We start from the raw sequence: 24,786 nt of genomic DNA, 5'->3' as shown, positions 1-24,786 counted from the left end.
CCGGTCGAGCACTGGGCGATTGCCCGCCCACCCACGGCCACCAGCCTGCAGACTGCGCCGCCCCGGCGGCCCTTGTGTAGCAGCCGGAAGGTTCGATCATGCAGCCCTTATTAGTCGCCACCTGCCTGGCCCTCACGCTTTGCGCGAGCCAGGTCTTTGCCGCCGATCAGGCACCCGCCGCCCAGGTCGCGGTCGACAAAGCCGAAGTCCTGGAACAGAAAGCCGCCGCCAAGGGCAGCGAACCGCCACCGGCCAAGGTCGAGGCCATCAGTCAGAGTGAGGCCCAGGCGGTGGACCCGGCCGGTGCGGCGCCGCTGGACGACGCCCTGACCTGCCTCGCCCGCAGCATCTATTGGGAAGCCAAGGGCGGCACCTCGGACGACATGGAAGCGGTGGCCAATGTGGTGGTCAATCGCCTGGGGCACAAGGGTTTTCCGGACACCGTGTGCGAGGTGGTCAAGCAGGGTTCGGAGCAGCATGCCTGCCAGTTTTCCTGGTGGTGCGACGGGCGTTCGGACCAGGTCGAAGAGGACGCGCCGTACGCCGTCGCCAAGGAAATCGCGCGCAAGGCCCTGAACCAGCAACTGCCGGATCGCACCCACGGCGCCATGTATTTCCATGACAGCAGCGCTTCGCCGGCCTGGGCCAGGGAATACGTGAAGACGGCCAAGATCGGCAAATTCAGCTTCTATAAACCCCGTGACGGCGATGCCCGCTGAAGCCGGTCGGGTTTAATCCCCGAGGGTAAAGAGCAGCGCCTTGAGGCCGGCTTCGGCCTCGATATCCGGGAACTCCGGCGGGTTGTCCAGGCGCCGTTGAAAATGCAGGCCCGGCGCCTCGCGGGTCACGCCGTCGATCAAGAACTCAGGGCCGAAGGCCGGGTCGTTCATGCACGCGAGCAGGGTGCCCTGGCTTGTCAGCAGCTCCGGCAGCCGTCGCAGCACCCTTGGGTAATCCTTGCTCAACAGAAAGCTGCCTTTTTGAAACGACGGCGGGTCGATGATCACCAGGTCATAGGGTCCGCCGTTCTTGACCTTGGCCCAGGACTTGAACAAGTCATGCCCCAGAAAGCTCACCCGGCTCAGGTCGTGGCCATTGAGCCGATGGTTGTCGCGGCCACGGCTCAGGGCCGGGCGCGACATGTCGAGGTTGACCACGTGGCTGGCACCGCCCTCGATGGCGGCCACGGAGAAACCGCAGGTGTAGGCGAACAGGTTGAGCACGCGCTTGCCCTGGGTGTTTTCCCGGACCCAGTTGCGCCCGTAGCGCATGTCCAGGAACAATCCGTTGTTCTGCTTGCGCCCCAGGTCCACCCGATAGCGCAGGCCTTCTTCTTCCAGTGTCAGCTCATCCAGCGCCTCGCCCAGCAGCCATTGCGCGCTGCTGTCCGGCAGGTAGCGATGTTGCAGCAGCAAATGGCTGGCGCCCGAGGCCTGCCACGTCGGCGAGGTGCTGATACCCAGCAGCAGCTGAATCAGCGCGTCCAGTTGCCCGGGCTCGGGCTCCTTGAACAGCGACACCAGCACCAGCCCTTGCATCCAGTCCACCGTCACCTGCTCCAGCCCTGGCCAGCAGCGCCCGCGGCCATGGAACAGGCGGCGGGTCTCGGTCGGCGGGGTGGCCAGGGCGTCGAGCAGATGGGCGTGCAGGGTAGCGAGGGCGTCTGGGGTCATCGGGTGGGGTCGGCAAAGGGCAGGGGGCGGCATTTTAAACACAAATGCCGCTCGGACCTTAGTCGTCGTCATATTCATCCTGATCCTGCTGTGCCTGGCAACTGGAGCACAGCTCGCCGTTGACGATGGAGGTATAGGCCGCGCCGGCGGGCAGGGCGTCGCCATACAGGGTGGTGTAGCACTGGGCGCATTGGTAGAGGTAATAAGCCATGGGCAAACTCCGGTTTGGTCGATACAGCGGATGGGTTACAGCTGGGCGTAGCGGGCGATCTTGTGCATGTAGCGCACGAACTCCAGCTTTTCGGGGGTCGGTTCATCGTCCCGCAGCCATCTGACCTGGAGCCCCAGGTACTGGGCCCATTCGATGCCCTGCCTGAACTTGACGGCGGCGTCCTGTTTGGCCGCGACCTCGATGTATTGATTGACCAGCGGGTACTGGTTTTTGCCGGCGCGGTACTTGGCCAGGTCGAACGCTGTCTGGTAATAGCCCAGGGCGGCGGCGTAGTCCTCTCGCCGGTAGTGGTAGGCGGCCCGCAGCCAGGGCTCCATCCAGCACAGGTGCTGGCTCAGGCCGTGGCGCTGCAGTTCGCTGGCGTAGGCGTCGATGTCGGCCCAGCAGGTGTCCGGCGCGCGCTTGAGGTCGAACCCCGCATACAGCAGGTGCGCGAAGTGTTCCGGTGCCGAGTAGTGCCGCAGGTGTTCGAGGCGATCGAGAACCATGCCGACGTTGAATTTTCCGTAATCCCGGGCCAGGGCCTGCAACTCGGCATCGGCCAGCGCACCGTGGCCGCCTTGTTCCTGGCGCTGGCCGATGGCGTGCTGGGCACCCTTGAGCCTCTGGTAGGCGTCGTGCCAATAGTTGACGCAGGCGTTGTCCCATAACTGGCGCCGGTCATAAGGCGCCGGCGCCTGCTCCAGCATGGCGTTCGCCTGGTCCTTGAAACCCTGGAGGTCTTCGGCCAGCCGCGTGATGTGGCACTGGTATTGATGACAGCTCTGCTGCACATACTCCGTGCCGTACTGCTCGACCAGGGCCTTGATCAAGAAGCTGCCGCTACGGGCGAAGACCAGGGCCGTGCGGATGCTGTCTTGTACCGCCTCGCTGATGAGGTGGCCATGGCGTGCCAGGTTGTCGAACGAGTCGCTGAAGTTCGTGTGCAGTTCCGACAGCGACGGTACGTTCTTGCCCCGTACCCAGCGGACGGCGCTTTTCAGGCGCCGCTCGGCTTTTTCATCCTCCTGCAACTGGGGCGGGTTATGAAAGCGCGTCTGGGACAGCCGACACAGGCGATAGGCCCAGCGCATGACCTTTTCCAGGGGCAGGCAGATCTGGCCCTTGGCATTCCATGACGGCAAATACCACCACTCGTCGTCCGGGGTGCACAGCCTCAGGTCACCGAGGCGGTACGTCATGCCGTGCTTGGTCAGGGACAAGGCCAGGGCCGGAATCGCCTCGACCGTGATGAAGTAGCGCAGGGTCTGGGCCTGATCGAGAAAGGTGCCCTCGTTTTTGATCAGCTCGTTATAGGTCTCATACAAGTCGCTCAAGACTTCGCCAGTACAGCCCACCACCCGGGTATCGGTGGGCAGGTAGGTGTACAGCTTGCGGCTGAACAGGTCGATGGCGCTGGCCAGGTTCGAGGTCAATGCGCCTTCTTCCCGATTCAAGCGTTGCAGCTGTTTTTGCACAGACTTTTTCCAGGTCTCATCCAGGCCCTCGCTGCGCTGCGCTGCTCTACGGGGCAGGATGCCAAAGGCGGCAAACATCAGGCTGATCAGTTCACCTTGTGCGGCAAAACGGATAGTCGTGGTCATGACAGTCCCTTGTCGTGGGAGGCTGATACGCAGTTCGCGTCAGGCCTGGTTGGGGTTCAGTTGCTTGCCGCGATTGCCGTGGGCCTTGGCGTTTTCCGGGTTGTTGCCGGAAGTCCCGCGATTGGGGTTCAGGGTATTGGCGCGGTCATTGTGCTGCTGGCGGGTTTTCGCCGGAGTGGGTTTGGACATGCTGACTTCCTCGGGGTGGGGTGTGAGAAAAGTCTAATCCTGCAGGAGGGAGGCGGTCTGCACGCAAATTGGCGACGGTTTTTTTTCGGCCTTGACGGGGGGGGCTGCGGCGCCGGCTGGCGAAAGCGAGGTCGCTGCCGGCGCGCAGTCTGAACGACCAGCGCAAGTACAACTGCTCCATCACATAGGCCAGCGACGCGCCCAGGGTTTCGCCGTGGCTCAGGCCGTCGAAGCTGTGGTAGTCCAGGCTCAGGCCCGGGATCTGGCGCAGCTCCCCGGCCAACTGCCGGGCCCGTGCATCCGCCGGTTCGGTCGACGGGCCGCGGGGGGTGGCGGGCTCGGCACTGCCGCGCATCAGCAGCAACTGCGTGGGATGGCCGTCCAGGCGTTGGGCCAGGCCCGGGAGTTGCCCGAGGATCGCGCCATCACCCCACCACAACGACGGGCTGGCGGCCGCGTAATGGGCGAATTCACCGGGGCGGGTGAACAGCGCGTGCAGCACCAGCAGCCCGCCGTAGGAGTGGCCCCACAGGGTTTGCCGATGGGTGTCGATGGGCGCCTGGGCCGCCACCGCCGGGCGCAGGCGTTGGCGCAGCAGTTCAAGAAAAGCCTCGGCGCCACCGCTGGGCTGGCCGGTCAATGGGTCTTTCTGCTCGGCTCCGGGCAACTGGGGCGTGTAGTCCCGGGTGCGTGCGGTGCGTTCGATGCGCAGCGGGGTCTGGTAACCCACGGCCACCAGCAGCGGCGCCTGGCCGGCGGCGAGCTTTTGCAGCTGCCCGGCGTCCAGCGCGCCGAGGGCGGCGTTGCCATCGAGCATCCACAGCACCGGGTAGCCATCCTTGGGCGCGGCCTGGTGCGGGCGGCCGATCCAGACCTGGTAGTGGCGCTGGCCGTCGGCGGAATCCAGCAGCAGGCTGTTGAAGCTGTAGGCCAGGCCTGGCTGCTGCAAGAGCCGGGTGTCCATCGGCTGTTCCGGCGCCGGTTGCGCCTGGGCGGTGGGGCCCGCCAGGGCCAAAGCCAGCGCGAGGCAAAGGGCAAAGTGTTTCATCAGGCGATCTCGCAAGCGGGTCAGAACGACGCGGTGAGGCTGGTGTAGAGCGTGCGCCCCGGTTCGTTGTACGTCGCGGCGCCGGCCCCGGCGATATTGGTCACGCCCTGGGCGTTGCCTTCGCGGTACAGGCGTTTGTCCAGCAGGTTGTCGACTCCGGCGGTCAGGCTCAGGTTGCGGGTCAGGGCGTAGGTGCCGCTCAGGCCGGCGATGGCATAGGGCGAGAGCTGATTGCTCGAGGTGCCGGTCACGGGGTTGCCGTGGTAGTCGTATTTTTTCGGGGTTTGCTTGCCATACCAAGCCACGCTCAATTGCAGCGACAGGTCCTGGGTCGCCTGCCAGTCGAGCATCGAATTCAGGGTGTAGCGCGGGGTCACCGAGAGGTAGTCGCCGGTCTGCTTGTTTTTCGATTGCAGCATGTAGGTGAAGTTGTTGTTCCAGGTCAGTTGCTCGGCCAGGGGCAGGGTCAGGGTGCCTTCCAGGCCTTCGACCAGGGCCTTGGGCACGTTTTCCCACTGGTAGACCGCGGCGTTGGCATAGGCCCCGGTGCCACCGCTGGCGCTGCCCACGGAACCCAGGCCCGACTCCACCTTGTTCTTGTAGTCATTGCGGAAGTAGGTCAGGCCCGCCACCACGCCGTCGGCCTTGTACTCCAGGCCCAGCTCTTTATTGACGCTGGTTTCGGCCTTGAGGTTGGTGTTGCCTTGCAGGTAGCAACTGGTGGTCTGCCCGTAGCAGCCCTGGCCGCGGCTGTAGAGCAGGTAGTCGGGGTTCAACTGGTAGAGGTTGGGCGCCTTGTAGGCGCGGGCAATGCCGGCCTTGAGGGTCACGCTGTCGCTCAGGGCGTGGGACAGGTTCAGCGACGGGCTCCAGTTGTCGCCGACCACGCTGTGGTGATCGAAGCGCAGCCCCGGGGTGAGCATGGTGCCGGGCAGCAGCTCGATATTGTCCTCGGCGAACAGCGAGAAAATCTGCGCCGAGGAGTCGGTGCTGCGGCCGCTGCTGGTCAGGCCGCTGACGCTGCCGCCTTCGCTGGTGCTCTGGGTGTTGGCGCTGGGGTCGTCGAGCTTTTGCTGGACCCACTCGCTGCCCAGGGTCAGGGTCTGGTCGACACCCGCGTGCAGCGGCAGGTTGACCTCGCCGTGGGCGGTCAGGTCACGCAGCACCGCGGTGTAGAAACCGCTGTTGCTGAAGATGCCTTCGGTGCCGCCGGCCAGGCCTTCGTTGATCCGGCTGTTGCGGGTCTTTTCGTATTGCAGGTAGGCCATGGAGCTGCCGAAATCCCACTCGCCGCGATGGGTCAGCGAGTAGTTTTCGCGGTAGCTGCGGTTGGTCTCGTGGCCCAGCAGGCTCTTCACCGTGGCGTTGCTGTTGGTGTTCTGGGTGTCGCCGGTGTAGAGGTTGCCCTGGCGGCTGAAGCCGGCTTCGAAGTCCAGGGTCTGCTCCGGAGTCAGGTGCCAGCTGAGCAGGCCGTTGAGGTCCTTGTTGCGCACCCCTTCGCGGCCGGCGGGCAGGGTGCCGGCCTGGTTGCCGGTGCGCGCCGACTCATGGCCGGCGTTGATGTCGGCGTCGTCCTCATCGGTCTTCGCCACATTGCCGTAGACCCGGTAGCTCAGGGTGTCGGTCAGCGAGCCATTGAGGCCAAAGCTCATGCGCTTGGTCGCGCCTTCGCTGCCGTGCTGGGGAAAGGAGGTGTAGACCGTGGCATTGCCGTGGGTCTGGGTACCGGCCTGCTTGGTCACGATATTGATCACCCCGCCTGCCGCGCCGTTGCCATAACGCGCCGCCGCCGGGCCACGAATCACCTCGATGCGCTCCACCTGGTCGGCCGGCACCCAGTTGGTGTCGCCCCGGCTGTCACGCTCGCCGCGCCAGCCGTAGCGCACCGAATTGCGGCTGCCCACCGGCTTGCCGTCGACCAGGATCAGGGTGTTTTCCGGGCCCATACCGCGAATGTCGATCTGTCGGTTATTGCCGCGTTGGCCGCTGGTGGAGTTACCGGTCAGATTGACCCCGGGCATGGTGCGGATGATCTGCGACAAGTCGTTGGCCGGCGGGCGCTTCTTGATGTCTTCGGCGGTAATCACCGACACCCCGGGTGCCTGCTTGGTCTCTTCCTTGGCGGTGGCGACGATGCTCTGAACCGGCAGTTCCAGCCCCAGTTGCGGGACGTTCTCGGCCTCCACCGCGGCGTGCACGGCCAAGGGCAGCAGGCAGCAACTGGACAGCAGGAAAGGGGCGATAGGACGCAGCGAAGGGAACGACATCGGTGATCTCCGGAAGTCAGCCTGAAACAGGAAGGTCACGAATGATAATGACTGCTATTTGAGAGTAAAGCGCATTAACTTTCTAAACACTTCGGCTCCGGCGCCGCCGGCAACAGCAGGTGCATGCACAATCCCGGCGTGCCATTGCTGGCCCACAAGCGCCCCTGTTGCAGCTCGATGGCGCGGCGGGCGATGGCCAGTCCCAGGCCGAAACCGTCTCCGCTGGCCGACTCCAGGCGCTGATAGGGCAGGAACATACGCTGCAGGTCGGCTTCGGCGACCCCCGGGCCCTGGTCTTCCAGGCACAGGTGCCAATACGCGCCTTCACGCCAGCCCCGCAGGGTGACCTGGCCGCCCTCGGGGGAATAGCGAATGGCGTTGCGCAGCAGGTTTTCCAGGGCCTGGGCCACGCTGTCCAGGTGCACCTGCACGCAGCAGTCGGTGCCCAGCAGGCAGCGCAGACGCTGCGGCGCCCAGCCGCTTTCAAAGCAGGCATCCTCGCGCAGGGCCTCCCACACCGAGAGCATCAGCACCGGTTCGCTGGGGCGTTGCGGGCGTTCGGTGTCGAGCCAGGCCAGGTCCAGGGTGTCTTCCAGCAGGCGCTGCATGTCGTTGATTTCCCGGTCTAGGCGCTGACGCAGGTGCTCCGGCGGCAGCGGGCTGTCATGGGCAATCCGCAGCCGCGCCAGGGGCGTGCGCAGTTCATGGGACAGGGTACGCAGCAGCAGGCGCTGCTGACCCAGGCTCTGGCGCAGGCGCTCGGCCATATGCTCCAGGGCCTGGGCCAATTCGCCCAGCTCGTCATGGCGATTGACCAGTGGCGTGCCCAAGCCCTCGCTCTCCAGGTCATCGGCGCGCAGCGCGTCGGCCCGGTCCCGCAGGCGATTCAGCGGCAGCACCAACTGCCGGTACAGCAACAGGCCGAGCAGGGCCGCGAGCAGGGTCGGCATCACCCCGTGGCTCAGCACGTGGGTCCAGGGCGTAAGGCCACGGGGCAGCAGGCGCTCCGGCAATTGCAGCACCAGTTGGCCCTGCGCCGGCTGCTCGGGGAAGGCGATGCTGACGTAGGGCAATTCATCCTGCAGGCGCCGGCTCATCGGCCAATCGAGCTTGCGCATAAAGGTCAGGTGGCGGTAATCCTCGGTGTTCAGCGGCGTGGTGCCGAGGCTTTCCAGGCGTGGGCCGAGCACCGCGACCCAGGTGTCCTCGCGGTCCGCCAACTGCTGGCGAAACGCCTCGACGCCGGCGCTGCCCTGGGCGCGCCAGATTGCCTCGGCCTGCTGCGCATACTGCGCCAGGTACAGGCGGTCTGCGGGCTCCAGGAAGTAAGTGCGACGCTCCGCCGACAGGCCCCAGATCCAGATAATCCAGGTCAGCAGCAGGCAAAAGCTGATTTGCAGCAGCGCCAGTTTCCATAACAGCGGATGACGCCGCATCAACTGCGCTCCGTGTCCACCAGGATATAACCCTGGCCGCGCACGGCCTGGATCTGCAAATGCTGGGCGCCAATCGCCGCCAACTTGCGCCGCAGGTTGCACACGTGCACGTCCAGCCCCCGGTCGAGCCGGGTATAGATGCGGTGCAGCACGCTCTGGTACAGAAAGGCCTTGCTCAGCGCCTCGCCGGGGTGCTCGTGCAAGGTAACCAGCAAGCGGTATTCGGAGTCGGTCAGCCCGGCGTATTGGCCCTGCTGGCTCACATCGCGCGCCAGTTCGTCAAAATCCAGGCTGCCCAGCGCCTGAGGCAGCGCCCGCGCCGCCTGGGGCTGGGACCGCGCGGCGCGGCGCAACAAGGCATCGGCCCGCGCATCCAGCTCGGCCAGGCTGAAGGGCTTGGGCAGGTAATCGTCGGCGCCCCGGGTAAACCCGCTGATCCGATCCTGCTCGGCCCCCAGGGCCGACATCAGCATCACCGGCAAGTCCTGGTCGCTGCGCAGGGTTTCAAGCAAGGCCAGGCCGTCCATGCCGGGCAGCATGATATCCAGCAACACCAGATCAAAATGCCCGGCACGCGCCGCCGCCAGGCCCTGGGTGCCGCTGTCGCAGGCGGTCACGGAAAAACCGCGCTGGCAAAAGTGCAGGTGCAGGTCGTTGCGCAGGCGGGCGTCGTCTTCGACCAGCAGCAGATGAGGAGTCATGGTGGGCAGATACTTAAATGAGAATGTTTAACATTTGTGAATGATGCATGAAAGGGCCCGGGGTGTGCAATTGGCTGTGGGGATGTGCCGCAGGGGGAGGGGGGAAGATAAGGAAACAAGCTGCGACGGTTTGCCGGTTGTCCGCTCCAGCCACGGCACTTACGCTGCCGCCACCGCAGCTGTTGACGCTTGTCAAAGCTGGCTACAGCCCGAGTGGCCCTCGCGCAGGGCAAGCCCTTTACGCTTCAGGCAGTCGACGAACAGCAGTTGTTAAAAAACACAACCAGTGTAGCCTGGGTTTATAGACAGGGAAGCCTATGGACGTTCTCATACCATCACGTTTCGACGATGCAGCGATTTTGTATCCGAACGACAAAGCCGGGCTTGATCGTTGCCTTCGCCTTTTACGAATGGCACGCCCGAAAGAATTCGCGGACCTGCAAGCGCTTTTCGGTCCGCAAGGGGTCGACCTGTTCAAGCCAAGAGCGGCCAAGAATTGGGTCGTGATCGACGTAGGCGGCAATAACCTCAGGGTGCTGGGCGGGGTCAACTACACCCGGCAGAAGTTCTACGTCAAACACATCTACACGCATGCCGACTACGACGTTGCCAGCGCCTGGTATGCCAGAAACAAAGGGGTAAAACGATGAGCGCAGCCCGCAATGACCTTCAAACCGTGATCGCAACCCTGGGCGAGCTGCACGCGGTGCTGGAACGCCTGCGCAGTGAGTTTGTGCACGGCATCAAGACCCCCGCTGACTATGAGCGGGCGACTCACCTGCTCGATGAACTCACCGACGGGCGTGAACTGAGCAAAGTCGAGGAAAAAATCCTGGTCGAGCTTGAGGACGAAATCCTGGCCTACCAGCGCGACGCCGAGCAGTTTCGCGAATCGAACGCCGCGTTTGCGGCGACTTGCACCCCGGTGCAGTTGATCAAGGACCTGATGGAAAGCCTCGGGCTCACCGGCTCGGACCTCCCTGAAATTGGCGATAAAACAGCGGTGTCCAAGGTGCTCGCTGGGGCGCGGCCCATCAGTCACAAGATGGCGTACGCGCTGGCAGAGCGGTTTTCGATGGAACCCGGGGCTTTCCTGTCGGCCGCCTCGGGAAAGGCCGCTCATCCCGAAAGCATTCGGCCCAAGCCCAAAAAAACGTCAGTGCATAACCGCTTTCGCGACAAGCCTGTGACCTTGCGCCCAGAGAAAACCGCCGACAGCGGCGAGTACCAACAGGTGGCTTCCAAAAGCCATAGACAGCCAAGTAAAGCCCAGCCCCGGGGCTAGGCAGGCATCTGCTCGGTATGGCCTCACTCGCCAGTAACGCTCGGCGCCTATCACCTTCTACTTCGATGACGACCTGTCATGGGAGGCCGAAAACGAAGTCACCCACTCGGCTCAACAGCTCCGCAATGATCTGGATGCCACTCTCGAGGTCAGGAATCAGGCTCGGATCCATCTGTGATTCAGCCAGCGTTTTGGCCGGCCGTATTCGCAATTGCAGTCGGCCAGTGACGGTATCGATCGTTACCTGATTGCTGGAACCTGCATCGGCCGTGGCTGAACAGCGCTAGCGGCACGCCGCTTTCAGGCTGAACGCCTGCCCCGACAGCAACTGCATGCAGCCCTCGATCTGGCTGGCCACGGTAGCCCTGTCATCCGCCAGCTCGAGGCCCAAGGCCCTTCTGCGCAAGGGTTCGGCGATCACCAGCGATAAAATCATGCGCGCCAGCACCTGGGGTTGGGCGATGGTCACCAGGCCCCTGACCGCCTGCCTGCTCAGCCAGTTGGCGAGGAGCAGGGTCGCATGCTCGATGCCATTGGCCTGGTAGGCCTCGAGGGCCAAGCTACGCTCCGCAAAGTCCTGGGTCAGCAGCTTGAACAGCCCGACCGCATCGTCGCTGAGCGCCCTGTCCGCCACCGCGCCCAGCAGTCGGCCCAACACGGCAAGCAAATCGTCCGCCGCGAGCGGGTCTTCGTCGAACAGATCGGCAAACCCCTGGGTCCAGGACCCAATCACCAAGCCCACCAGCTCACTTCGGTTGGCCGCGAAGCGGTACAGGGTTTTTTTCGCCAGGCCGCAGTGCGCCGCGACGGCTTCCATGGTGGTCGCGCTGTAACCCTGGCTCAGCAGCAGGCGCGTTGCCCCGCTCACGATTAGCTCGACTGTCTGTTCCTGTGAGCGGGCCGGCCGCCCGCGTTTTGCCGGCTGGATGTCATTGCTCATAAAGGCTCCTGAAGTGGCGGGCGGACTTTATCATCGGGTAATTGCGAAACGCTAAGCGTTTCTATAATAATGCGACCTGACCTAAAAGGAGCACGGCATGAAATCTTCCACCTTGGCGACACCCTGGAGCGACCATTCGGCCATGCTGTCGCCGACACCCCTGCACCTTGAAATGGGCATTACCCGGCTGCCCGACGGCTGCCTGATGGTCTGCGTGCACAATGAGTTGCGCGGCTGCAAAGGCAAAATGCTCGATTGGTGGTTTACCTTTTTTGAAACCACCGAGCACATCAAATGGTGGCACCCCTACGACCATATCGAGCACAAGGGCTGGGACGAGCAGTGGGTCCGAGGGGTCAATTACATCGGGGCGACCATTCGCGCCGTGGAGTCCCTGGGGGATATCCCGCCCGTGGAGGCCACCCTCAAGTTCCATGATCCCCGTGATGTCTTTGCCGACCCGGCGCTGCGCGAGGCCTTCCGGCGCGAGCATGTGTCCGCCATCATCTGCGCCAGAATCGGTTTTGGCGCGGATGTGGAGCTTGACCCGAACGGCGACCCGACCGATGGCGAGATGATCCACCTCGTCCGCGATACCGATACCGGATGTGTGCTGCGCAGCCGCTTCATCCTTGGCCGCTCCTGCCGCGATCCGCGAGCCGAAGTACCGGATGAACTGGGCCTGGGGCTGCTTCAACATTGCTACTCGGAGTTCAGCTACCTTGCGGCGTTTCTGCCAGCACTGTTCCTGGCCGAGACACGCAAGGACGCAAGCCCATCGTTGCGCTGGTAAGCCGGGTTGCGTACCCAGCCCCATCGCTCAGGCAGTGGGCGATGAGGGGGGATAAGGAAACAAGCTGCGACGGTTGGTCGGTTGTTGGGTTTGGGGCTCGACACAACCCTGGCGCCATCGCTGAACACTTGGCGCTCGGGCCGGAGACACTGAAGAGATACGGGAACACGCAGTTCCCGCTGTGCAGGCTCCTACGCTGGAGAGCCTGAGGGCTACAGGCGAATGGGCCGGTGAGAAGATCCATGAGGCGGGCAAATGAGTTTGAACGTTGTCGACAAGCTACTCCTGTCCGTTGCCCTCATTGATCTGGCAGGGATTTTTCTTTGGATTGGGGGCTGTTTGTACCTGGCTTATACGAAGATGGATTTGATGTTGGAACACCTGAAAAATTGCTCAGCCATCATGACGCGTGCTCCGCTTCGACATGCTGGGCCTTGGGGAAAGCTTCTGCTCGTAGGTGGCATTGCGGGAATAGTGACCTTCCCTGCGTTTTATTTGAAAAGGGGCGAGCTAAGTTCCGAAGATTTAGCCCACTTTCCAGCGTCCCTTAAACGCAAGCTGGCAGTGTTGCACTGGAGCGTGATTGGGCTGCTATTGGTAATGGTCAGCTTTGGTGTGGCGGTTAAATCAGGTTCTGTTTAGTGCTGCTGAACACTGAAGTGCCCTTGTTTCATAAGCGCATCTAACTGGCTTCATTCGGCCACTGGCTGACGTTCACCCTACGACAGCTGCGGCCAGGAGTGGTCCGTGGCAGCCTGGTCCGAACATGCTGACGATCACTAGGCTGAGAATTTCTTCCAGCCAAGCGATTTCCGCGCGTGGTCGCGTGTCACCGGTTGGCACGGAGTGTCACAATTGCGCCCCCTTCAATTCCGAGCGCTCTCCATGTTTCGTCCAGCCCTGCAGATCGTCGCCGTGCTTGTGTCCTGGATGACCGCCACCACGGCGCTGGCCGACCCTCAGTACTTCCACAAGACCCTCGCCGGCCGCATCGGCGATCGCCATGGGTTTACGATGAATCTCAAGAATGTCGACGGCAGGCTGACGGGAAGCTATCGCCCTGCCGGCAAGCGCAATGATCTCTACCTGAGCGGCGAGATCGACCCATCAGGGACCTTGACGATGAACGCGTTCGGGAGTGCGGGCCAACGCACCGGCATCTTCACCGGCAAGCTGGTCAGTGACACGCTCGACGGCAACTGGGCCTCGGCCGATGGCGACCGGCCCTTGCCCGTTTACGCGCATCAGACCTCGGAAATCATCATGGGCTCGAAGCGCGAGATGCTCACGCAGGCGATCGGCACTTATGTGCTCGACAGCGTCAGCGGCGCGGGCTGCCCCAGCGGCGTGTGGCAGTCGTGGCGAGACAAGGGCCGATGGAAATCGAACTTCTCGGTGGTTGAGGATGGGCACGTCGAGGTCTCAGACGTGAGCCTGACACGCGAGGACCTGCACCGGCTCAACAGCATGACGGTCAATTTGGACACCTCGCTCGCCACGCGCCTGAGCGTCGAGGGCAAGGTGCTGCTGTCGATCCCGTACCGCGACGCGGGCATGCAGTACGAGATCAGCCAGCCCCACAACGCTGGCATTGAGTACCAAATCAGCCAGCCCCCCAACAGCGTAATGGAGGATCACCTGAAGACGCTGTCGCCCGCCACAACCGTCTATAACGAGCATCTCTACCTGCTCGCCCGCGACGCGATCGATTTCGCGCCGGCGATGTCGGGCAATTATCTGTCCAATGAAGTGGGCGTCGTGACGGTCAGCTACGCCGTCGTCGGCAAGACCTTCGATGTCTACCTGCGGGACGACAACGGCTGCAGCGGTAGCGTGTTCTCCTTCCGGCGCAAGGGCTGATGAAGGCGATGCTTCACTAGGGGTTTCAGGGCCTCAATGCCGTATCGCAACAGATAAAACGGTGACTCATACTTCATGTTTTTGATTTTGTTTATGCTGATTCGATAATGCCACTGTAAACAGTGGCGCAAGTAAGTTTTTGAGTTATACAAGTCTCCATTATATGCCGCGCCATACTAGGTAGTTCGATATTGGCCGCCTATAGCACATCTGTGCTATAGCATCGATTCATCCCGCCCACATAAGCTGTATAAGCCCAACACAGTAGCCAGTACGCACGCGGAATCTACTCCAATGTCAGATTTGAAGTGCGCCTGCGTGTCTGTCTGCAGTGAAAACCATTAAGTCGATTGATTGCACTCTGCTGGTGAGCTTCCGTGAACTCGGTCGGACTTGAACAATTCTGAACACACCTCAAGGTGAGTCTATGCGCTTAAAATATATGAATAAACTCAGAGTCGGATTCGCACTCTGTTTGCTGACTGGGGTATTGGGAGGCTGTGCAAATACCGGCGACTTGATGAGTTCCTTGAACCCGGGGGCACAAAAGTACGACGCCGTTTACCTGAAGAAAACCATTGTTTCGGGTAAAACTACCAAGACTCAGGTGCAGCAATTGTTCGGGGCTCCGGCAGAAGAGCAACTTGATTCGGCGAGTCGCAGCAACGGCTCCAATTGGACCTACAATAAAAGCGAAGAAGGTCTGGATAAATATATGGCCTTGGCCAACAAATATGTCTCGAACGATGCAAGGGCGAAGTTGTACGACGCTTCGGCGCAAGTGTCTAAAGCCCAGGGTGTCGCCAATGATGTCGGCAGTGTGGCCAGCGCTCAAAACGGTCAAGGCCAGGCCAAGGGATCTAGGTTGATTATTTACTTCGTGAATGACGTGGTGGATAACTACAAACTTTATTGATGCATCCCACTTCAGATAAGACACGCGGTGTAGGTTGACGCCTGAACACGCCAACGCACACCAAGCGGTTCGCTTGTCGATATCAAGGGGGACGGCATCCAGTGATGCGTCCCCTTGCCGACATTTCCGAAACAACCAGGCACTGTAACGGTGGCAAACACAGCGTCAGTGCGTCCGTTATCCAGAAGAACTGAATTGTCCTTGTTCTCCGTGCTTCAGGACGAGAGATGTTTAGTTGGCGCGAGTCTCATAGCTCATCTTGATCACTTCAACGACCCGCTCTTGCCCATCGGTGCCAGAGCGACTGGCTGACTTGATTGACTGCCCGCGATACGGCCCCTCGGCAGCAAACCAGTTTTGGACGATGACCTTCTGTATCGGTTGATCGCCGGACATTGGTCCTGTAGAAACTTCATTGGTGAAGCGACAGGTCTCGAAGGTCCCGAGCGGCGTCTTGATCGTTTCACGCCCGTTGTATGTCAGCTTTTCTGTCACGTCGAAATCAATCGTTGCGGCGCTGCTGACGACCTGGTTCTTGTAATTGATAGTGACTGTCTGCCCAGGTTGAAAATCTACCGGGGTGGCGGCGGGAGGGTTGTAACGTGTCGTGGTCAATGAATCGCCGACGCCGTGCCGATCACCATAACGAATCAACTTGCCGTCCTTGATTTGCGAAAAAGTAGTGGTGAGAAACACCGGTGCACTGTTCATGATCGTGGTGTGTGATACCGCCACCGGATTGGTTCCTGCAAAGTCTTTTCGACCCAAGGTTTCAGACTTGTTGCGACTGGTCACCGGCGACACGTTATCGCGACTTTCATATTCCACTACGGTGCCTGTTTGGAAATCCGCTTCGTTGGTGCACGGGGCCGAGGAACCTGTCGCGCCAACCGCTGCGGCGGTCCATGTAGAGCCCGCAACAATCAACGAGCTTAAAACCATTTTTCTAGTGGTTGAACTTTTCAAAAAACAGATCCTTTTCAAGTTCCATCAAGGGGTTTAAATAACGTAGAAGCTGGGCGTCGAGGACGGGGTGACAGCTGAGCAGATGTGATCCCAATGTAAAGCACCAGGCAATAGGGCAGATGTACTAATGCGTTATCTTGAGGAACTACGCGGCGCAGGTGTTTGTACATCGCGCTGAGCGCGAAGTCCGGATTCATTTGTGCGGATACTCTGTCTGCGGCCTGCTTATTGCCGAAATCAAATCGCTTCAAATTACGACGACGCTGTTTTTGGCCAGAGAACTGAAAGCACCGATAGTTAAAACCGGTCAAGTTGAATTGCATGGATACGTTGCTACTGACCTGGCCCGCGAACTTACTGATTCACAGCCAAAGATCGAGCAGGTATTGCTGTTGCTCATGGGAAATACAGCATTGTGGCCAGGTGATCTGCTGCCGGCTTTGGTGATGCAGACCCTATGGGCGACACGCCACCGAAGCGGGTAACGCGAAAACCGCAGGGCCGAGCTGGTCAAGCAGCCCCTCGCTCGGACATCCATCGCTTGCCGTTATCAGCCTCGTAGTACAGCAAACAGCCCCCACCCCCAGACAAATTTGTCCCGCCGCCATCACCGGTTTAAAGTCGCCTATTTTTCCGCCCCATCAGGAAGCCTCCACCCAATGGATCTGCCGCGCCTTTTTCCCCGTGCCACCGCCAAGCCATTGCTGGCGCTGCTGCTCGGCCTCTGTGCCAACAGCTCAATGGCCGCCAACCTCACTGAAAGCCTGACCCAGTGCCAGCCTGCATTCTTCAAAACGCTGTACAGCCAGCGCGGCGAACTGGCGCGGATAGTGATGGTGGCCCAGGACGACAAGCGCGGCCTGGCCTGGGTGCCGGTGGCTGACCGGCGTGAGACGCAAACTGCGCTTCAGCCGTTCTCCAAGCCCTTCGACGATCAGGGCCTGCGCCTGACCGGCTATTACGACCGGGTGTTTGATCTGGGGGAGATGGGCACCTACTACTTCTGGGGTTTTGAGGTCGATGCCAGCCGTGAGGCGATCATGGCCGCGTTGCCCCAAGCGGGTTGGCAGGAGGCGGGGGAGTACTTTATTTCTCGGCCGCAGATCAAGCTCAGTGCCGATGCACCATGGCAGGACAACCCGGCAGCGGCTTCGGGCATTGCCCCGGCACCGGGTTCGTCGGAGAAGATCCTGATGCTCAGCGTTGAAGAGGGCAAGACCCGGTTGCTCTGCTCGTTGCAAGGCAATGTGGATGCACGATTGCTGCAGCAGGAGCGACCGGATATGGCGAAGGGGGCTGGCCAATGAACCGGCTTTGGTGCTTGAGCGCGGTGCTGCTGTTGGGCGGTTGCAGCCATGGCGGTGTGCAGCAGGCGCCGGTACCGCAAGCGCCGCCGGCTGCGCCTTTGGGCATGTTCAAGGTGGTGGAGAGCCCGGAGCTGGCCACTTACTTTGCGGCCAATTCCTTGGGCCTGTATCAGAACAACCCGCAGTTGCGGCAGTTCTATCTGGTCAATAATTACGCCAAGCCGGCGCAACTCAGTGGTAAACCGCCGATCAACAGTTCCCGCGCGATCCGGGTGATCAACTGTGAGCGCGACGAAACGGCGCAGTTTGGCCGGGTGTATTTTTCCGAGCCCTTTGCCCAGGGCGTCGAGGTCATGCGCAAGGAGGAGGTCCCGCAATGGGCCGGCTTCCCCCGTCAATCGCTGCTGGGCGAATTGCGCAATATGGCCTGCGGCATCGACGCGGCGCGCCTGGGTGCTCCGCCGTTCGAGGCCCCAACCCATTAACGATGCGGCCGCAGCCCGGCCGCGCCACGTTCTCCCGAGTTTTTTCCTAAAGTTCGCGGCCCCCGGGTCGAGACGTTGATGTTGTTTGCCCATTAATAAGGAAGTTTTGTGTTGAAAACCTTGCTCAAGGCCGCGGCCCTTATCGCCACGTTGTCGATGACCGGCTGTGTTTCCTACAACGTCACCGGGCCGGTTGGCGCACCGCCGCACCAGGCCCCGGTCACCAGCCCGCGCACCGCGCAACTGGCCGATGTGGTGGTGTCCGCCCCCGGTATCGATGAAGCCACCCGCACCGCCATCAGCCGCTCGCTCACCAGCCAGCTCAACCAGTACGTGAAGGCCGGCGCCTATTTCAATCAGGTCAGCGAATACCCGATGCGCCTTGGTGAAAACGACGTGGTGCTGAAATTCAACATGACTTCCCTCAAGGGCCACCGCGGGCCGCATCCGGGTTACTTCCCCGGGGCGCTGCTGACCCTGACCATCTGGATTTGGGTCAACGGGCCGATCTACGTCGACAGCTTCGACCTGGCCGGCGACCTGGTCGTGGTCGACCGCGACGGCAAGGAGCTGGCCAGCAGCAAGCAGCAGCTCAAGCTGGAGCGCAATGTCGGCCTGTACGGGCGTGAATACTGGGCCCCGACCATGGGCGCCAAGCAACTGACCGAACTGGTCTCGCAGTTGCTCGACACCGCCACCGCCCGTTTGCCGAAACAGTAAGTTCAAGGAGCAACCTATGTTGGGTTCCATCAAGCACGTCCTGGTGCTGGCCGCCGTTTTACTGAGCGGCTGCGTATCCTATTCGCAACACGAACTGACCCCGGTCAAGGCCTGGCCACCGGCCGCTGAAGCGCCGGCGCAAAAGCCCAGCGCCTTTGTTCGCACCACTGCCATGAATCAGGTCAACGGCGGACCGGCCAATGCCGCTGGCGGTACCCCGGCCGTGGCTTGGGAAGCAGCAGTGGCCGATGCGTTCCGCCAGTCCGGGCGCTTTAGCCGGGTCAGCACCGACAAGGTCGATTCGGACCTGTACGCGGAAGCCACCCTGTACAACAACGAGCAGTTCAACATGGCCTCGGCCATCATCACCGGCGCGACCTTCTTTATCATTCCGAGCACGGCGAAAAACACCTTCACCCTGGAAACCGTGTTCAAGGACAAGGACGGCAAGGAAGTGGGGCGTATCCGCAAAAGCGAATCGGTGCGCACCTGGATGCACTTGCTGCTGATCGTGACCATTCCGTTCCAGCAGGACACCCGTGAGGTGGTCCAGGAACTGGCCCGCAGCACCCTGGAAGAAGCCGTGCAACGCCGCCTGTTGTAGGCGACGCACACGCAGCATTGATGCAACTGCAAAGCCGCTGGCCGGGTCCGGGCCAGCGGCGTTTTTTATTGCCCGCGGGTCCGGCTGCCACACGATCTTGATTGGACACCCGTGGCGTATTTCTATTAAATCCGCGGGCTGTTTTTCCTCAGCCCACACCCCGGGAACCGATACGAATGGATGCGATCGTGCGCATGTTGTTGCTGGCCGCGCTGGCTGTTTTGAGTGCCTGCGGCAGCGGGGGCAGAGGCCTGCAGGACGGCGAGGGCACTTATGACCCGTACCGGCAGCCCCCTGTCGATGGGGCGGCCACTGGCACCTTGCCCAAGGATGCGGACCCGGCGCGCAATCAGTTCGTCGATAAGATGACCGGCATCGTCACCGTGTTTTTTGCCAGCAACCGCAATGTGCTGTCCGCCACCGGTTGCGTCGATGCCTTGGGCACCAAGCGCGGCAAGGCCCTGGTCTACGGCTACTGTCATGTGAAGATCCCGTTCGACCACAAGACCGGAGTGGTCGAGACCCCGTCCTGGTTCAAGCTCGAGTGGTCGGAAAATCCGGATAAGCATGTCTCGATCCTCGGCGGCGGCATTGTGCCCAAGGCCGAGTTTGAGCAACTGATCAGTCATCGCCTCAAGGAAAACGGCTCCAGCTTCATCTACGTGCACGGCTACAACGTGGCATTTGAAGACGCCGCGAAACGCACCGCGCAGATGGCCTACGACCTGGACTTCAAAGGTGTGCCGGCCTTCTACAGCTGGCCCTCGGCCGGCAGGACCGAAGAGTACGTGCCCGACGAAGCCGCGGTGGAGGCGGCCAAGACCAAGTTCTACAGCTTCCTGGTCGACTACCTGAAACAGCCCCATGTGAAAAAGGTCTACCTGATCGCCCACAGCATGGGCAATCGCGCCGTGGCCAGCAGCCTGGTGACGCTGAACCTGAAGCACCCCAAGCTGCGGAGCAAGATCAAGGAAGTGATCCTGGCGGCGCCGGATATCGATTCCGATGTGTTTGCCGATGAAATCGTCCCCGGCATCAGCCCTGCCAAATGGCCGGTAACCATGTACGTCTCGGACAAGGACCTTGCCTTGCTGGCCTCCAAGACCTTTCACAAATACCCGCGTGCGGGTTTTGTCTCGGACAACCTGCTGGTGGTGCCGGGCATCGATACGGTCGACGCCAGCCTGATCACGACCGACTTTCTCAGCCACTCGTACTACGGTGATTCGACCACGCTGATTTACGACATCTACAACATCATCAACACCGGCAAGCGCCCAGGACAGCGGCGCAAGCTGGCGCAGGTGAGTGATGCCAATGGCGTGTACTGGCGCTTTATGCCTTAGCCCGGGTGGGCTGTTGCGCAGGGAGCCGGGGACGGCTCAGACCCTGCGCAACAGCTCCAGCTCGCTCCATTTCGGGGGCAGGTGGTGCTCGCGCAGATAGTCGGCCACATCCAGCAGCGGCTCGCCGAGGGTGGTCACATCCACGGTTTTCCACAGCGAATCGCACTCGGTGCAGGCGATGACTTGGGCGCCGGTGCGTTTGACCTTGAGCAGCACCAGGTCTCCGTATTCACCGCAGGTGGGGCAATGCATTAAGGGCTCCTGAAAGAGGGGGTGCTGGCTAATGCCAGTCAGTTAAGGACGATCGCTGTACTCGTGGCGAGGGAGCTTGCTCCCGCTGGGTCGCGAAGCGGCCCAAAAAATGGGACTGCTACGCAGTCCAGCGGGAGCAAGCTCCCTCGCCACAGGTTATTTTGTGCTCGCTCTATCGCTTAACTGATCGGCATTAGGGCGCTGGCTATCTTACGCGGTGCGCGAGCGGTGAGTGCAGGGCTTGAATCGGCCCGGCAGGTTTAGAGGACGCGTTGGTTGACCCGCGTGGAGAGCGCTTCGGCGCTTTCCTTGCGTTCGGAGTAACGATCCACCAGGTACGCGGCTTTGCCACGCACCAGCCAGGTGAACTTCATCAACTCCTCCATCACGTCCACCACCCGGTCGTAGTAGGGCGATGGCTTCATCCGCCCGCTCTCGTCGAATTCCAGAAAGGCTTTGGGCACCGACGATTGGTTGGGGATGGTGACCATGCGCATCCAGCGCCCGAGCACCCGCAGCTGGTTGACCGTGTTGAAGGACTGCGAGCCACCGCACACCTGCATCACGGCCAGGGTCTTGCCCTGTGAGGGGCGAACGGCTCCCTGCGTCAGGGGAATCCAGTCGATTTGCGCCTTGAACACCGCCGATATCGAGCCGTGGCGTTCCGGAGAGCACCACACCTGGCCTTCGGACCACAGCACCAGGTCGCGCAATTCCCGGACCTTGGGGTGATCCTCGGGGGCGTCATCGGGCAGTGGCAGGCCGGAGGGGTCGAAGATCACGGTCTCTGCGCCCATCCATTGCAGAATACGCGCTGCTTCCTGGGTCAGCAGCCGACTGAAGGATCGCTCGCGAGTCGACCCGTACAGCAGAAGAATGCGCGGCTTGTGCTGGGGCTGCTCGGGCGGCACCAACTTTTCAGGGCCGGGCACGTCGAGCAGCGCGAGGTCCAGGCTGGGGCAGTCGTCTGGGGTGTCGTGGGTGAACGCTTTCATTACAGGTCTCCGATGCGGTTCAACGCCAGTTTCAGCTCCGCTGGGCCGAGGGCGTTGAGATCGAGGGCAAAAAACGCCGTCAGGCGCTGGCGAATGTGGATGACGGTGGCGTCAAAAGCGGCCTGGATTTGCTCGGGGCTACCCGTAACCTCGGACGGGTCGGCCAAGCCCCAATGGCTTTTCAGGGCGGGCCCGAAGTACACCGGGCAGGGTTCGCCGGCAGCCTGGTCGCACACGGTGATCACCACCTCGGGCGGGTGTTCGGCGAAGCTGTCGGAACCCTTGCTGAAGAGGGCCGAGGTATCTGCGCCCAGGGCCTGCAAGGTGCTCACTGCGCGCGGGTTGAGGCGCCCGCTCGGCATGCTGCCGGCGCTTGCGGCGCTCAGGCCTTGGGGGGCCATAAGGTTGAACAGGCCTTCGCACAGCACGCTGCGGCAGCTATTGGCGGTACACATGAACAGGACTTTCATCAGCGTTTCCTAGGCGTGGAGGCTCAGGCGCAAGGCCCGTGCGGCCAGGGTCACGAGCAGGATGGGAAGGGTGAGGATGCTGCCGATGGGCGTGATCTTAGGCCCCAGGTCACCGCCGATGATGTCGGCGTAGATCATGGCCTGCCGGATCAGGCCGCCGGCCTCGCTGCCCTGGATGGACAGCGCGCCGATCAGCACGCTGGGCATATTGTTCATGATGGAGGAGAGCAGCGCCGCGGTGACCCCGGCGCCCAGGGTGGCGGCCCACAGGCCGTGGGCGGCGAAGCTGTCTAGAAGCGCCGCGAACGTATGGGTCAGGCCCGCATTGCGCAGCCCGTAGACGACCAGGTACATGGCGAGGGAAACCACCACAATCTGCCAGGGCGCGAGCTTGATCACCTTGCGGATGGAGATGATCCGGCCTTGGCCCGCGATCACCAACAGGATCAGTGCACAAGCCGCCGCGACCGCGCTGATGGGGATGCCCAGGGGCTCAAGGGCAAACAGCCCGAGTAGCAGCGTGAGAGCGAAAATTGAAGCCGCGATCAACATCGGACAGTCCCGGATCGAAGGGTCAGCAGCAGGTTGCTGCGCGCACAGGGCGGCCGGGCATGGACGCCAGGCGCTCGCTGTCGCCGTCGGCCCAGGCTCGATGGGCCTCGAGGGTGAGGCTGAGCACGTCGTTGACCCACTGCGGCAACTGCGGGTGCAGACGGTAGTAAATCCACTGGCCCTGACGGCGGTCTTCCAGCAGCCCACATGTACGCAGTTGCGCGAGATGGCGGGAGACTTTCGGCTGGCTGTCATCCAGTGCCCAGATGAGTTCACAGACACAAAGCTCACCCTGGGCGCAGAGCATCAGCATGATCCGGCAGCGGGTTTCATCGCCGAGGCACTTGAAGACAGCGGGAGGCAGCAGGTTCATGGGTGTGTCACCTAATATGCGTTTTTTCGTATATACGAATATACATATGTAATAAATCAGGCGCCAGGAGCGATTCAGCGGCCTGCGTTCCTGCCTGCTCGACCTTGAGCAGCACAGGATCGCCTTGCGCGGTCCTCAGCCTGTGGCCTGGGTCTCCTCGCCATTGCCGGCCGTGGCCGCTCCGAGGCCGACCTGCTGCAGGTAGTTTTCCAGGGCCTCGACCGCGTTGTGGTTGATGATTGCACCGATGTAGCCGTCCGGACGTATCAGTAGCCAATCGCCGAGGGCCGGGGCGTAGGCCTGTTGCCAGTGCCCCTGATCGTCCAGCACGTCGCCGCGCGGACCGACGCTGTGGATACGCAACCCGGGCCGAGGTCGCACGGCGCTGCGCTCCAGGCCATGGCCAAGCAAGGTCCAGTGCGGGCCCTGGAACAGGTTAAACAGCCGCGAGCGGTGCCCGGAGGCGCTGCGTATCGGTGCATCGGGGGCGCGGTCGCCGGCTGCCACGCCCAGGGTGCGACTGGGCTGCTGCAGCGCGAGGGTGGACTGCGGGTAACCGATATCCAGCTGCTGCACGTCGCGGCCGCGCCGTATATCGCCACGCTTCTGGGCCTCCAGCAGGTGGGTCGCCAGGCCGAGCATCGAGGCGGCGATGGGGCGCCGTTCTTCCTCATAAGTATCCAGCAGCGACTGCGGCGCGCCATGGATCACCGCGGCCAGTTTCCAGCCCAGGTTGTAGGCGTCCTGCACGCTGGTATTCAGGCCCTGGCCACCGGTGGGCGGATGAATATGCGCCGCATCTCCCACCAGAAACACCCGGCCCACACGGTACTGATCGGCCAGCCGCGCATGCATGGTGTAGGCCGAGGCCCAGGACACCGCGTGCACGTGAATATCGTCGCGCCCGGTGCGCTGCGCCACCAGTGCCGTCAGGCCGTCGGCGCTGAGGTCGATCTCGCCTTCCAGGGGGATCGGGCCCTGGATTTGCAACTGATCGGTCCCGGCCAGCGGGCAGAGCGAGATCTGCCGCGTCATATCGCCATCGCCGAAACGGTGCCAGTAGTCGCGAGACAGCCCCGACACCTGCACATCGGCCACCACGGCGCGCACGCCAAGGGTCTTGCCGGGAAAGCCGATGCCCAGCTCATGGCGCACCAGACTGCGCCCGCCATCGGCGCCCACCAGCCAACCTACGCGCAAGGTCTCCTCACCGTTTTTGCCGGCCAGGCGCACGCTGACCCCGTCGGCATCCTGCTCGAAACCCAGTAACTCGCAGCCCCACTGCGGCTGTTGCCCCAGTTCAAGCAGGCGCTCGCGCAGCAGCTGTTCGGTCAGGAATTGCGGCAACATCAGCGGCTGTTGATAGGGTTCGGCAGGGGTAGGGGCCTGGTGCTGGATGACCTCGGCATCGGTATGGCGGCCATCGTCGTGATAGCGGCGCTCAGGCGGATAAGCGTCCGCGATGGCGCAAATCCGCTCGAGGATGCCGATATCCTCGAAGACCTCCAGGGTCCTGGGCTGCAACCCCTTGCCGCGTGACCCATGAAACGGCTGCGGGGCTTTTTCGATCAGGCGCAGGGAAATGCCCCTTCGCGCCAGATCAATCGCCAACGTCAAACCGGCAGCGCCCGCGCCGCAAATCAACACCTGAACAGCGAGTGGTTGTTTCATAATCCGCTCCAAAGCGTGCAAGATGCACATATTTGAGCGAGGGCAAAAGCGTGTCAACAAATAAAGTGCAAAATACACATATTAGTGCTCAGCTCCGCGAGCTTCACGGTGCGCTGGTGGAA

The 24,786-nt window shown here is 62.1% G+C and carries 27 protein-coding genes and 3 pseudogenes; 14 read left to right on the top strand and 16 right to left on the bottom strand.

All coding sequences use genetic code 11. From position 1 onward, the window contains the following. Positions 1 to 98: 98 nt before the first annotated feature. The gene (locus MF4836_RS29635) at positions 99 to 719 is read left to right on the top strand and encodes a cell wall hydrolase (RefSeq protein ID WP_078473342.1); all 621 of its coding nucleotides are present in this window, start codon (positions 99 to 101) and stop codon (positions 717 to 719) included. A gap of 12 nt (positions 720 to 731) precedes the next feature. Here MF4836_RS29635 and MF4836_RS29630 read toward each other — a convergent pair whose 3' ends face one another. From MF4836_RS29630 to MF4836_RS29605, 8 genes and pseudogenes are all read right to left on the bottom strand, one after another. Then, complete coding sequence (locus MF4836_RS29630; RefSeq protein WP_078473341.1) at positions 732 to 1,673, bottom strand: class I SAM-dependent methyltransferase; 942 nt, start codon at positions 1,671 to 1,673, stop codon at positions 732 to 734. A gap of 58 nt (positions 1,674 to 1,731) precedes the next feature. Further along, positions 1,732 to 1,884 (bottom strand): hypothetical protein, encoded by a 153-nt coding sequence (locus MF4836_RS35665; protein WP_178102997.1) that lies wholly within the window; start codon positions 1,882 to 1,884, stop codon positions 1,732 to 1,734. A gap of 35 nt (positions 1,885 to 1,919) precedes the next feature. Further along, on the bottom strand, positions 1,920 to 3,488 hold the full coding sequence (locus MF4836_RS29625) for a hypothetical protein (RefSeq protein ID WP_078473340.1): 1,569 nt from the start codon (positions 3,486 to 3,488) through the stop codon (positions 1,920 to 1,922). Between the two features lie 39 nt (positions 3,489 to 3,527). Next, positions 3,528 to 3,677, bottom strand: a complete 150-nt coding sequence (locus MF4836_RS35660) for a hypothetical protein (RefSeq protein WP_178102996.1) — start codon at positions 3,675 to 3,677, stop codon at positions 3,528 to 3,530. Positions 3,678 to 3,846: 169 nt separating this feature from the next. Next, positions 3,847 to 4,725, bottom strand: a pseudogene (locus tag MF4836_RS29620) (alpha/beta hydrolase); the annotation flags it as partial. 20 nt (positions 4,726 to 4,745) lie between these two features. Continuing rightward, a complete protein-coding gene (locus MF4836_RS29615) occupies positions 4,746 to 6,992 on the bottom strand; it encodes a TonB-dependent siderophore receptor (protein WP_078473338.1) in 2,247 nt (748 codons plus the stop codon). A 74-nt stretch (positions 6,993 to 7,066) separates the two neighbouring features. Beyond that, on the bottom strand, positions 7,067 to 8,428 hold the full coding sequence (locus MF4836_RS29610) for a HAMP domain-containing sensor histidine kinase (RefSeq protein ID WP_078473337.1): 1,362 nt from the start codon (positions 8,426 to 8,428) through the stop codon (positions 7,067 to 7,069). After that, positions 8,428 to 9,129 carry a response regulator transcription factor gene (locus tag MF4836_RS29605; protein ID WP_078473336.1) on the bottom strand — a complete coding sequence of 234 codons (702 nt, stop codon included), beginning with the start codon at positions 9,127 to 9,129 and terminating at the stop codon, positions 8,428 to 8,430. The genes MF4836_RS29610 and MF4836_RS29605 overlap by 1 nt, the downstream gene beginning before the upstream one ends. 317 nt (positions 9,130 to 9,446) lie before the next feature. On the opposite strand from MF4836_RS29605, the gene MF4836_RS29600 reads away from it, so the two are divergent. The 3 genes and pseudogenes from MF4836_RS29600 to MF4836_RS29590 all read left to right on the top strand — a co-directional run. Next, a complete protein-coding gene (locus MF4836_RS29600) occupies positions 9,447 to 9,779 on the top strand; it encodes a type II toxin-antitoxin system HigB family toxin (RefSeq protein ID WP_078473335.1) in 333 nt (110 codons plus the stop codon). Continuing rightward, positions 9,776 to 10,414, top strand: a complete 639-nt coding sequence (locus MF4836_RS29595) for a helix-turn-helix domain-containing protein (protein WP_078473334.1) — start codon at positions 9,776 to 9,778, stop codon at positions 10,412 to 10,414. The genes MF4836_RS29600 and MF4836_RS29595 overlap by 4 nt, the downstream gene beginning before the upstream one ends. Positions 10,415 to 10,469: 55 nt before the next feature. Next, positions 10,470 to 10,682 (top strand): annotated as a pseudogene (locus MF4836_RS29590) (nucleotidyltransferase family protein); the annotation flags it as partial. A gap of 15 nt (positions 10,683 to 10,697) precedes the next feature. Here the strand turns inward: MF4836_RS29590 and MF4836_RS29585 are convergent. Next, positions 10,698 to 11,354 (bottom strand): TetR/AcrR family transcriptional regulator, encoded by a 657-nt coding sequence (locus tag MF4836_RS29585; protein WP_078473333.1) that lies wholly within the window; start codon positions 11,352 to 11,354, stop codon positions 10,698 to 10,700. Positions 11,355 to 11,451: 97 nt separating this feature from the next. Here MF4836_RS29585 and MF4836_RS29580 point away from each other — a divergent pair, with 97 nt between their 5' ends. The 4 genes from MF4836_RS29580 to MF4836_RS29565 all read left to right on the top strand — a co-directional run bounded on the left by MF4836_RS29580 (position 11,452) and on the right by MF4836_RS29565 (position 14,923). After that, a complete protein-coding gene (locus MF4836_RS29580) occupies positions 11,452 to 12,147 on the top strand; it encodes a DAPG hydrolase family protein (RefSeq protein WP_020296166.1) in 696 nt (231 codons plus the stop codon). A 255-nt stretch (positions 12,148 to 12,402) separates the two neighbouring features. Then, positions 12,403 to 12,789 (top strand): hypothetical protein, encoded by a 387-nt coding sequence (locus MF4836_RS29575; protein WP_078473332.1) that lies wholly within the window; start codon positions 12,403 to 12,405, stop codon positions 12,787 to 12,789. A 243-nt stretch (positions 12,790 to 13,032) separates the two neighbouring features. Next, positions 13,033 to 14,007, top strand: a complete 975-nt coding sequence (locus MF4836_RS29570) for a hypothetical protein (RefSeq protein ID WP_078473331.1) — start codon at positions 13,033 to 13,035, stop codon at positions 14,005 to 14,007. Positions 14,008 to 14,434: 427 nt separating this feature from the next. Then, complete coding sequence (locus MF4836_RS29565; protein WP_201131720.1) at positions 14,435 to 14,923, top strand: hypothetical protein; 489 nt, start codon at positions 14,435 to 14,437, stop codon at positions 14,921 to 14,923. A gap of 231 nt (positions 14,924 to 15,154) precedes the next feature. Here the strand turns inward: MF4836_RS29565 and MF4836_RS29560 are convergent, their stop codons facing one another. Further along, positions 15,155 to 15,865, bottom strand: coding sequence for a hypothetical protein (locus tag MF4836_RS29560; RefSeq protein WP_078473330.1), 711 nt, complete (start codon positions 15,863 to 15,865; stop codon positions 15,155 to 15,157). 161 nt (positions 15,866 to 16,026) lie between these two features. Here MF4836_RS29560 and MF4836_RS29555 point away from each other — a divergent pair, with 161 nt between their 5' ends. From MF4836_RS29555 to MF4836_RS29530, 6 genes are all read left to right on the top strand, one after another. Further along, positions 16,027 to 16,374 carry a hypothetical protein gene (locus MF4836_RS29555; protein ID WP_078473329.1) on the top strand — a complete coding sequence of 116 codons (348 nt, stop codon included), beginning with the start codon at positions 16,027 to 16,029 and terminating at the stop codon, positions 16,372 to 16,374. A gap of 174 nt (positions 16,375 to 16,548) precedes the next feature. Then, positions 16,549 to 17,196, top strand: a complete 648-nt coding sequence (locus MF4836_RS29550; protein ID WP_078473328.1) for a hypothetical protein — start codon at positions 16,549 to 16,551, stop codon at positions 17,194 to 17,196. Next, positions 17,193 to 17,681, top strand: a complete 489-nt coding sequence (locus MF4836_RS29545) for a surface-adhesin E family protein (RefSeq protein ID WP_078473327.1) — start codon at positions 17,193 to 17,195, stop codon at positions 17,679 to 17,681. The genes MF4836_RS29550 and MF4836_RS29545 overlap by 4 nt, the downstream gene beginning before the upstream one ends. Before the next feature lie 108 nt (positions 17,682 to 17,789). Next, entirely contained in the window at positions 17,790 to 18,401 is a 612-nt protein-coding gene (locus MF4836_RS29540; protein WP_078473326.1) for a hypothetical protein, read from the top strand. Positions 18,402 to 18,417: 16 nt separating this feature from the next. Further along, complete coding sequence (locus tag MF4836_RS29535) at positions 18,418 to 19,005, top strand: hypothetical protein (RefSeq protein WP_078473325.1); 588 nt, start codon at positions 18,418 to 18,420, stop codon at positions 19,003 to 19,005. Between the two features lie 176 nt (positions 19,006 to 19,181). After that, positions 19,182 to 20,351: an alpha/beta hydrolase gene (locus MF4836_RS29530; RefSeq protein ID WP_078473324.1), complete on the top strand. Its 1,170-nt coding sequence runs from the start codon at positions 19,182 to 19,184 to the stop codon at positions 20,349 to 20,351. Between the two features lie 36 nt (positions 20,352 to 20,387). Here MF4836_RS29530 and MF4836_RS29525 read toward each other — a convergent pair whose 3' ends face one another. The 6 genes and pseudogenes from MF4836_RS29525 to MF4836_RS29500 form a co-directional block, all read right to left on the bottom strand. After that, positions 20,388 to 20,603, bottom strand: coding sequence for a hypothetical protein (locus MF4836_RS29525; RefSeq protein ID WP_078473323.1), 216 nt, complete (start codon positions 20,601 to 20,603; stop codon positions 20,388 to 20,390). Between the two features lie 260 nt (positions 20,604 to 20,863). Continuing rightward, positions 20,864 to 21,598 (bottom strand): arsenical resistance protein ArsH, encoded by a 735-nt coding sequence (gene arsH, locus MF4836_RS29520; protein WP_078473322.1) that lies wholly within the window; start codon positions 21,596 to 21,598, stop codon positions 20,864 to 20,866. Next, positions 21,598 to 22,068, bottom strand: a complete 471-nt coding sequence (locus MF4836_RS29515; protein WP_078473321.1) for an arsenate reductase ArsC — start codon at positions 22,066 to 22,068, stop codon at positions 21,598 to 21,600. The genes arsH and MF4836_RS29515 overlap by 1 nt, the downstream gene beginning before the upstream one ends. A 9-nt stretch (positions 22,069 to 22,077) precedes the next feature. Then, a pseudogene (locus MF4836_RS29510) lies at positions 22,078 to 22,638 on the bottom strand (ArsB/NhaD family transporter); the annotation flags it as partial. 4 nt (positions 22,639 to 22,642) lie between these two features. Further along, the gene (locus MF4836_RS29505) at positions 22,643 to 22,993 is read right to left on the bottom strand and encodes a metalloregulator ArsR/SmtB family transcription factor (protein WP_078473320.1); all 351 of its coding nucleotides are present in this window, start codon (positions 22,991 to 22,993) and stop codon (positions 22,643 to 22,645) included. A 135-nt stretch (positions 22,994 to 23,128) separates the two neighbouring features. Beyond that, positions 23,129 to 24,664, bottom strand: coding sequence for an FAD-dependent oxidoreductase (locus tag MF4836_RS29500; RefSeq protein WP_078473319.1), 1,536 nt, complete (start codon positions 24,662 to 24,664; stop codon positions 23,129 to 23,131). Positions 24,665 to 24,786: the final 122 nt, after the last annotated feature.

Origin of the sequence: Pseudomonas sp. MF4836 (assembly GCF_002018875.1) — a bacterium.
Taxonomy (GTDB): Bacteria; Pseudomonadota; Gammaproteobacteria; order Pseudomonadales; family Pseudomonadaceae; genus Aquipseudomonas.
This window is presented reverse-complemented; position numbering and strand designations above follow the sequence as displayed.

What these genes read in the sequence shown, in the direction of transcription:
- MF4836_RS29635 (WP_078473342.1), top strand. Translation starts at nt 99, where the DNA reads ATGCAGCCCTTATTAGTCGCCACCTGCCTGGCCCTCACGCTTTGCGCG.
- MF4836_RS29630 (WP_078473341.1), bottom strand. Translation starts at nt 1,673, where the DNA reads ATGACCCCAGACGCCCTCGCTACCCTGCACGCCCATCTGCTCGACGCC.
- MF4836_RS35665 (WP_178102997.1), bottom strand. Translation starts at nt 1,884, where the DNA reads ATGGCTTATTACCTCTACCAATGCGCCCAGTGCTACACCACCCTGTAT.
- MF4836_RS29625 (WP_078473340.1), bottom strand. Translation starts at nt 3,488, where the DNA reads ATGACCACGACTATCCGTTTTGCCGCACAAGGTGAACTGATCAGCCTG.
- MF4836_RS35660 (WP_178102996.1), bottom strand. Translation starts at nt 3,677, where the DNA reads ATGTCCAAACCCACTCCGGCGAAAACCCGCCAGCAGCACAATGACCGC.
- MF4836_RS29615 (WP_078473338.1), bottom strand. Translation starts at nt 6,992, where the DNA reads ATGTCGTTCCCTTCGCTGCGTCCTATCGCCCCTTTCCTGCTGTCCAGT.
- MF4836_RS29610 (WP_078473337.1), bottom strand. Translation starts at nt 8,428, where the DNA reads ATGCGGCGTCATCCGCTGTTATGGAAACTGGCGCTGCTGCAAATCAGC.
- MF4836_RS29605 (WP_078473336.1), bottom strand. Translation starts at nt 9,129, where the DNA reads ATGACTCCTCATCTGCTGCTGGTCGAAGACGACGCCCGCCTGCGCAAC.
- MF4836_RS29600 (WP_078473335.1), top strand. Translation starts at nt 9,447, where the DNA reads ATGGACGTTCTCATACCATCACGTTTCGACGATGCAGCGATTTTGTAT.
- MF4836_RS29595 (WP_078473334.1), top strand. Translation starts at nt 9,776, where the DNA reads ATGAGCGCAGCCCGCAATGACCTTCAAACCGTGATCGCAACCCTGGGC.
- MF4836_RS29585 (WP_078473333.1), bottom strand. Translation starts at nt 11,354, where the DNA reads ATGAGCAATGACATCCAGCCGGCAAAACGCGGGCGGCCGGCCCGCTCA.
- MF4836_RS29580 (WP_020296166.1), top strand. Translation starts at nt 11,452, where the DNA reads ATGAAATCTTCCACCTTGGCGACACCCTGGAGCGACCATTCGGCCATG.
- MF4836_RS29575 (WP_078473332.1), top strand. Translation starts at nt 12,403, where the DNA reads ATGAGTTTGAACGTTGTCGACAAGCTACTCCTGTCCGTTGCCCTCATT.
- MF4836_RS29570 (WP_078473331.1), top strand. Translation starts at nt 13,033, where the DNA reads ATGTTTCGTCCAGCCCTGCAGATCGTCGCCGTGCTTGTGTCCTGGATG.
- MF4836_RS29565 (WP_201131720.1), top strand. Translation starts at nt 14,435, where the DNA reads ATGCGCTTAAAATATATGAATAAACTCAGAGTCGGATTCGCACTCTGT.
- MF4836_RS29560 (WP_078473330.1), bottom strand. Translation starts at nt 15,865, where the DNA reads ATGGTTTTAAGCTCGTTGATTGTTGCGGGCTCTACATGGACCGCCGCA.
- MF4836_RS29550 (WP_078473328.1), top strand. Translation starts at nt 16,549, where the DNA reads ATGGATCTGCCGCGCCTTTTTCCCCGTGCCACCGCCAAGCCATTGCTG.
- MF4836_RS29545 (WP_078473327.1), top strand. Translation starts at nt 17,193, where the DNA reads ATGAACCGGCTTTGGTGCTTGAGCGCGGTGCTGCTGTTGGGCGGTTGC.
- MF4836_RS29535 (WP_078473325.1), top strand. Translation starts at nt 18,418, where the DNA reads ATGTTGGGTTCCATCAAGCACGTCCTGGTGCTGGCCGCCGTTTTACTG.
- MF4836_RS29530 (WP_078473324.1), top strand. Translation starts at nt 19,182, where the DNA reads ATGGATGCGATCGTGCGCATGTTGTTGCTGGCCGCGCTGGCTGTTTTG.
- MF4836_RS29525 (WP_078473323.1), bottom strand. Translation starts at nt 20,603, where the DNA reads ATGCATTGCCCCACCTGCGGTGAATACGGAGACCTGGTGCTGCTCAAG.
- arsH (WP_078473322.1), bottom strand. Translation starts at nt 21,598, where the DNA reads ATGAAAGCGTTCACCCACGACACCCCAGACGACTGCCCCAGCCTGGAC.
- MF4836_RS29515 (WP_078473321.1), bottom strand. Translation starts at nt 22,068, where the DNA reads ATGAAAGTCCTGTTCATGTGTACCGCCAATAGCTGCCGCAGCGTGCTG.
- MF4836_RS29505 (WP_078473320.1), bottom strand. Translation starts at nt 22,993, where the DNA reads ATGAACCTGCTGCCTCCCGCTGTCTTCAAGTGCCTCGGCGATGAAACC.
- MF4836_RS29500 (WP_078473319.1), bottom strand. Translation starts at nt 24,664, where the DNA reads ATGAAACAACCACTCGCTGTTCAGGTGTTGATTTGCGGCGCGGGCGCT.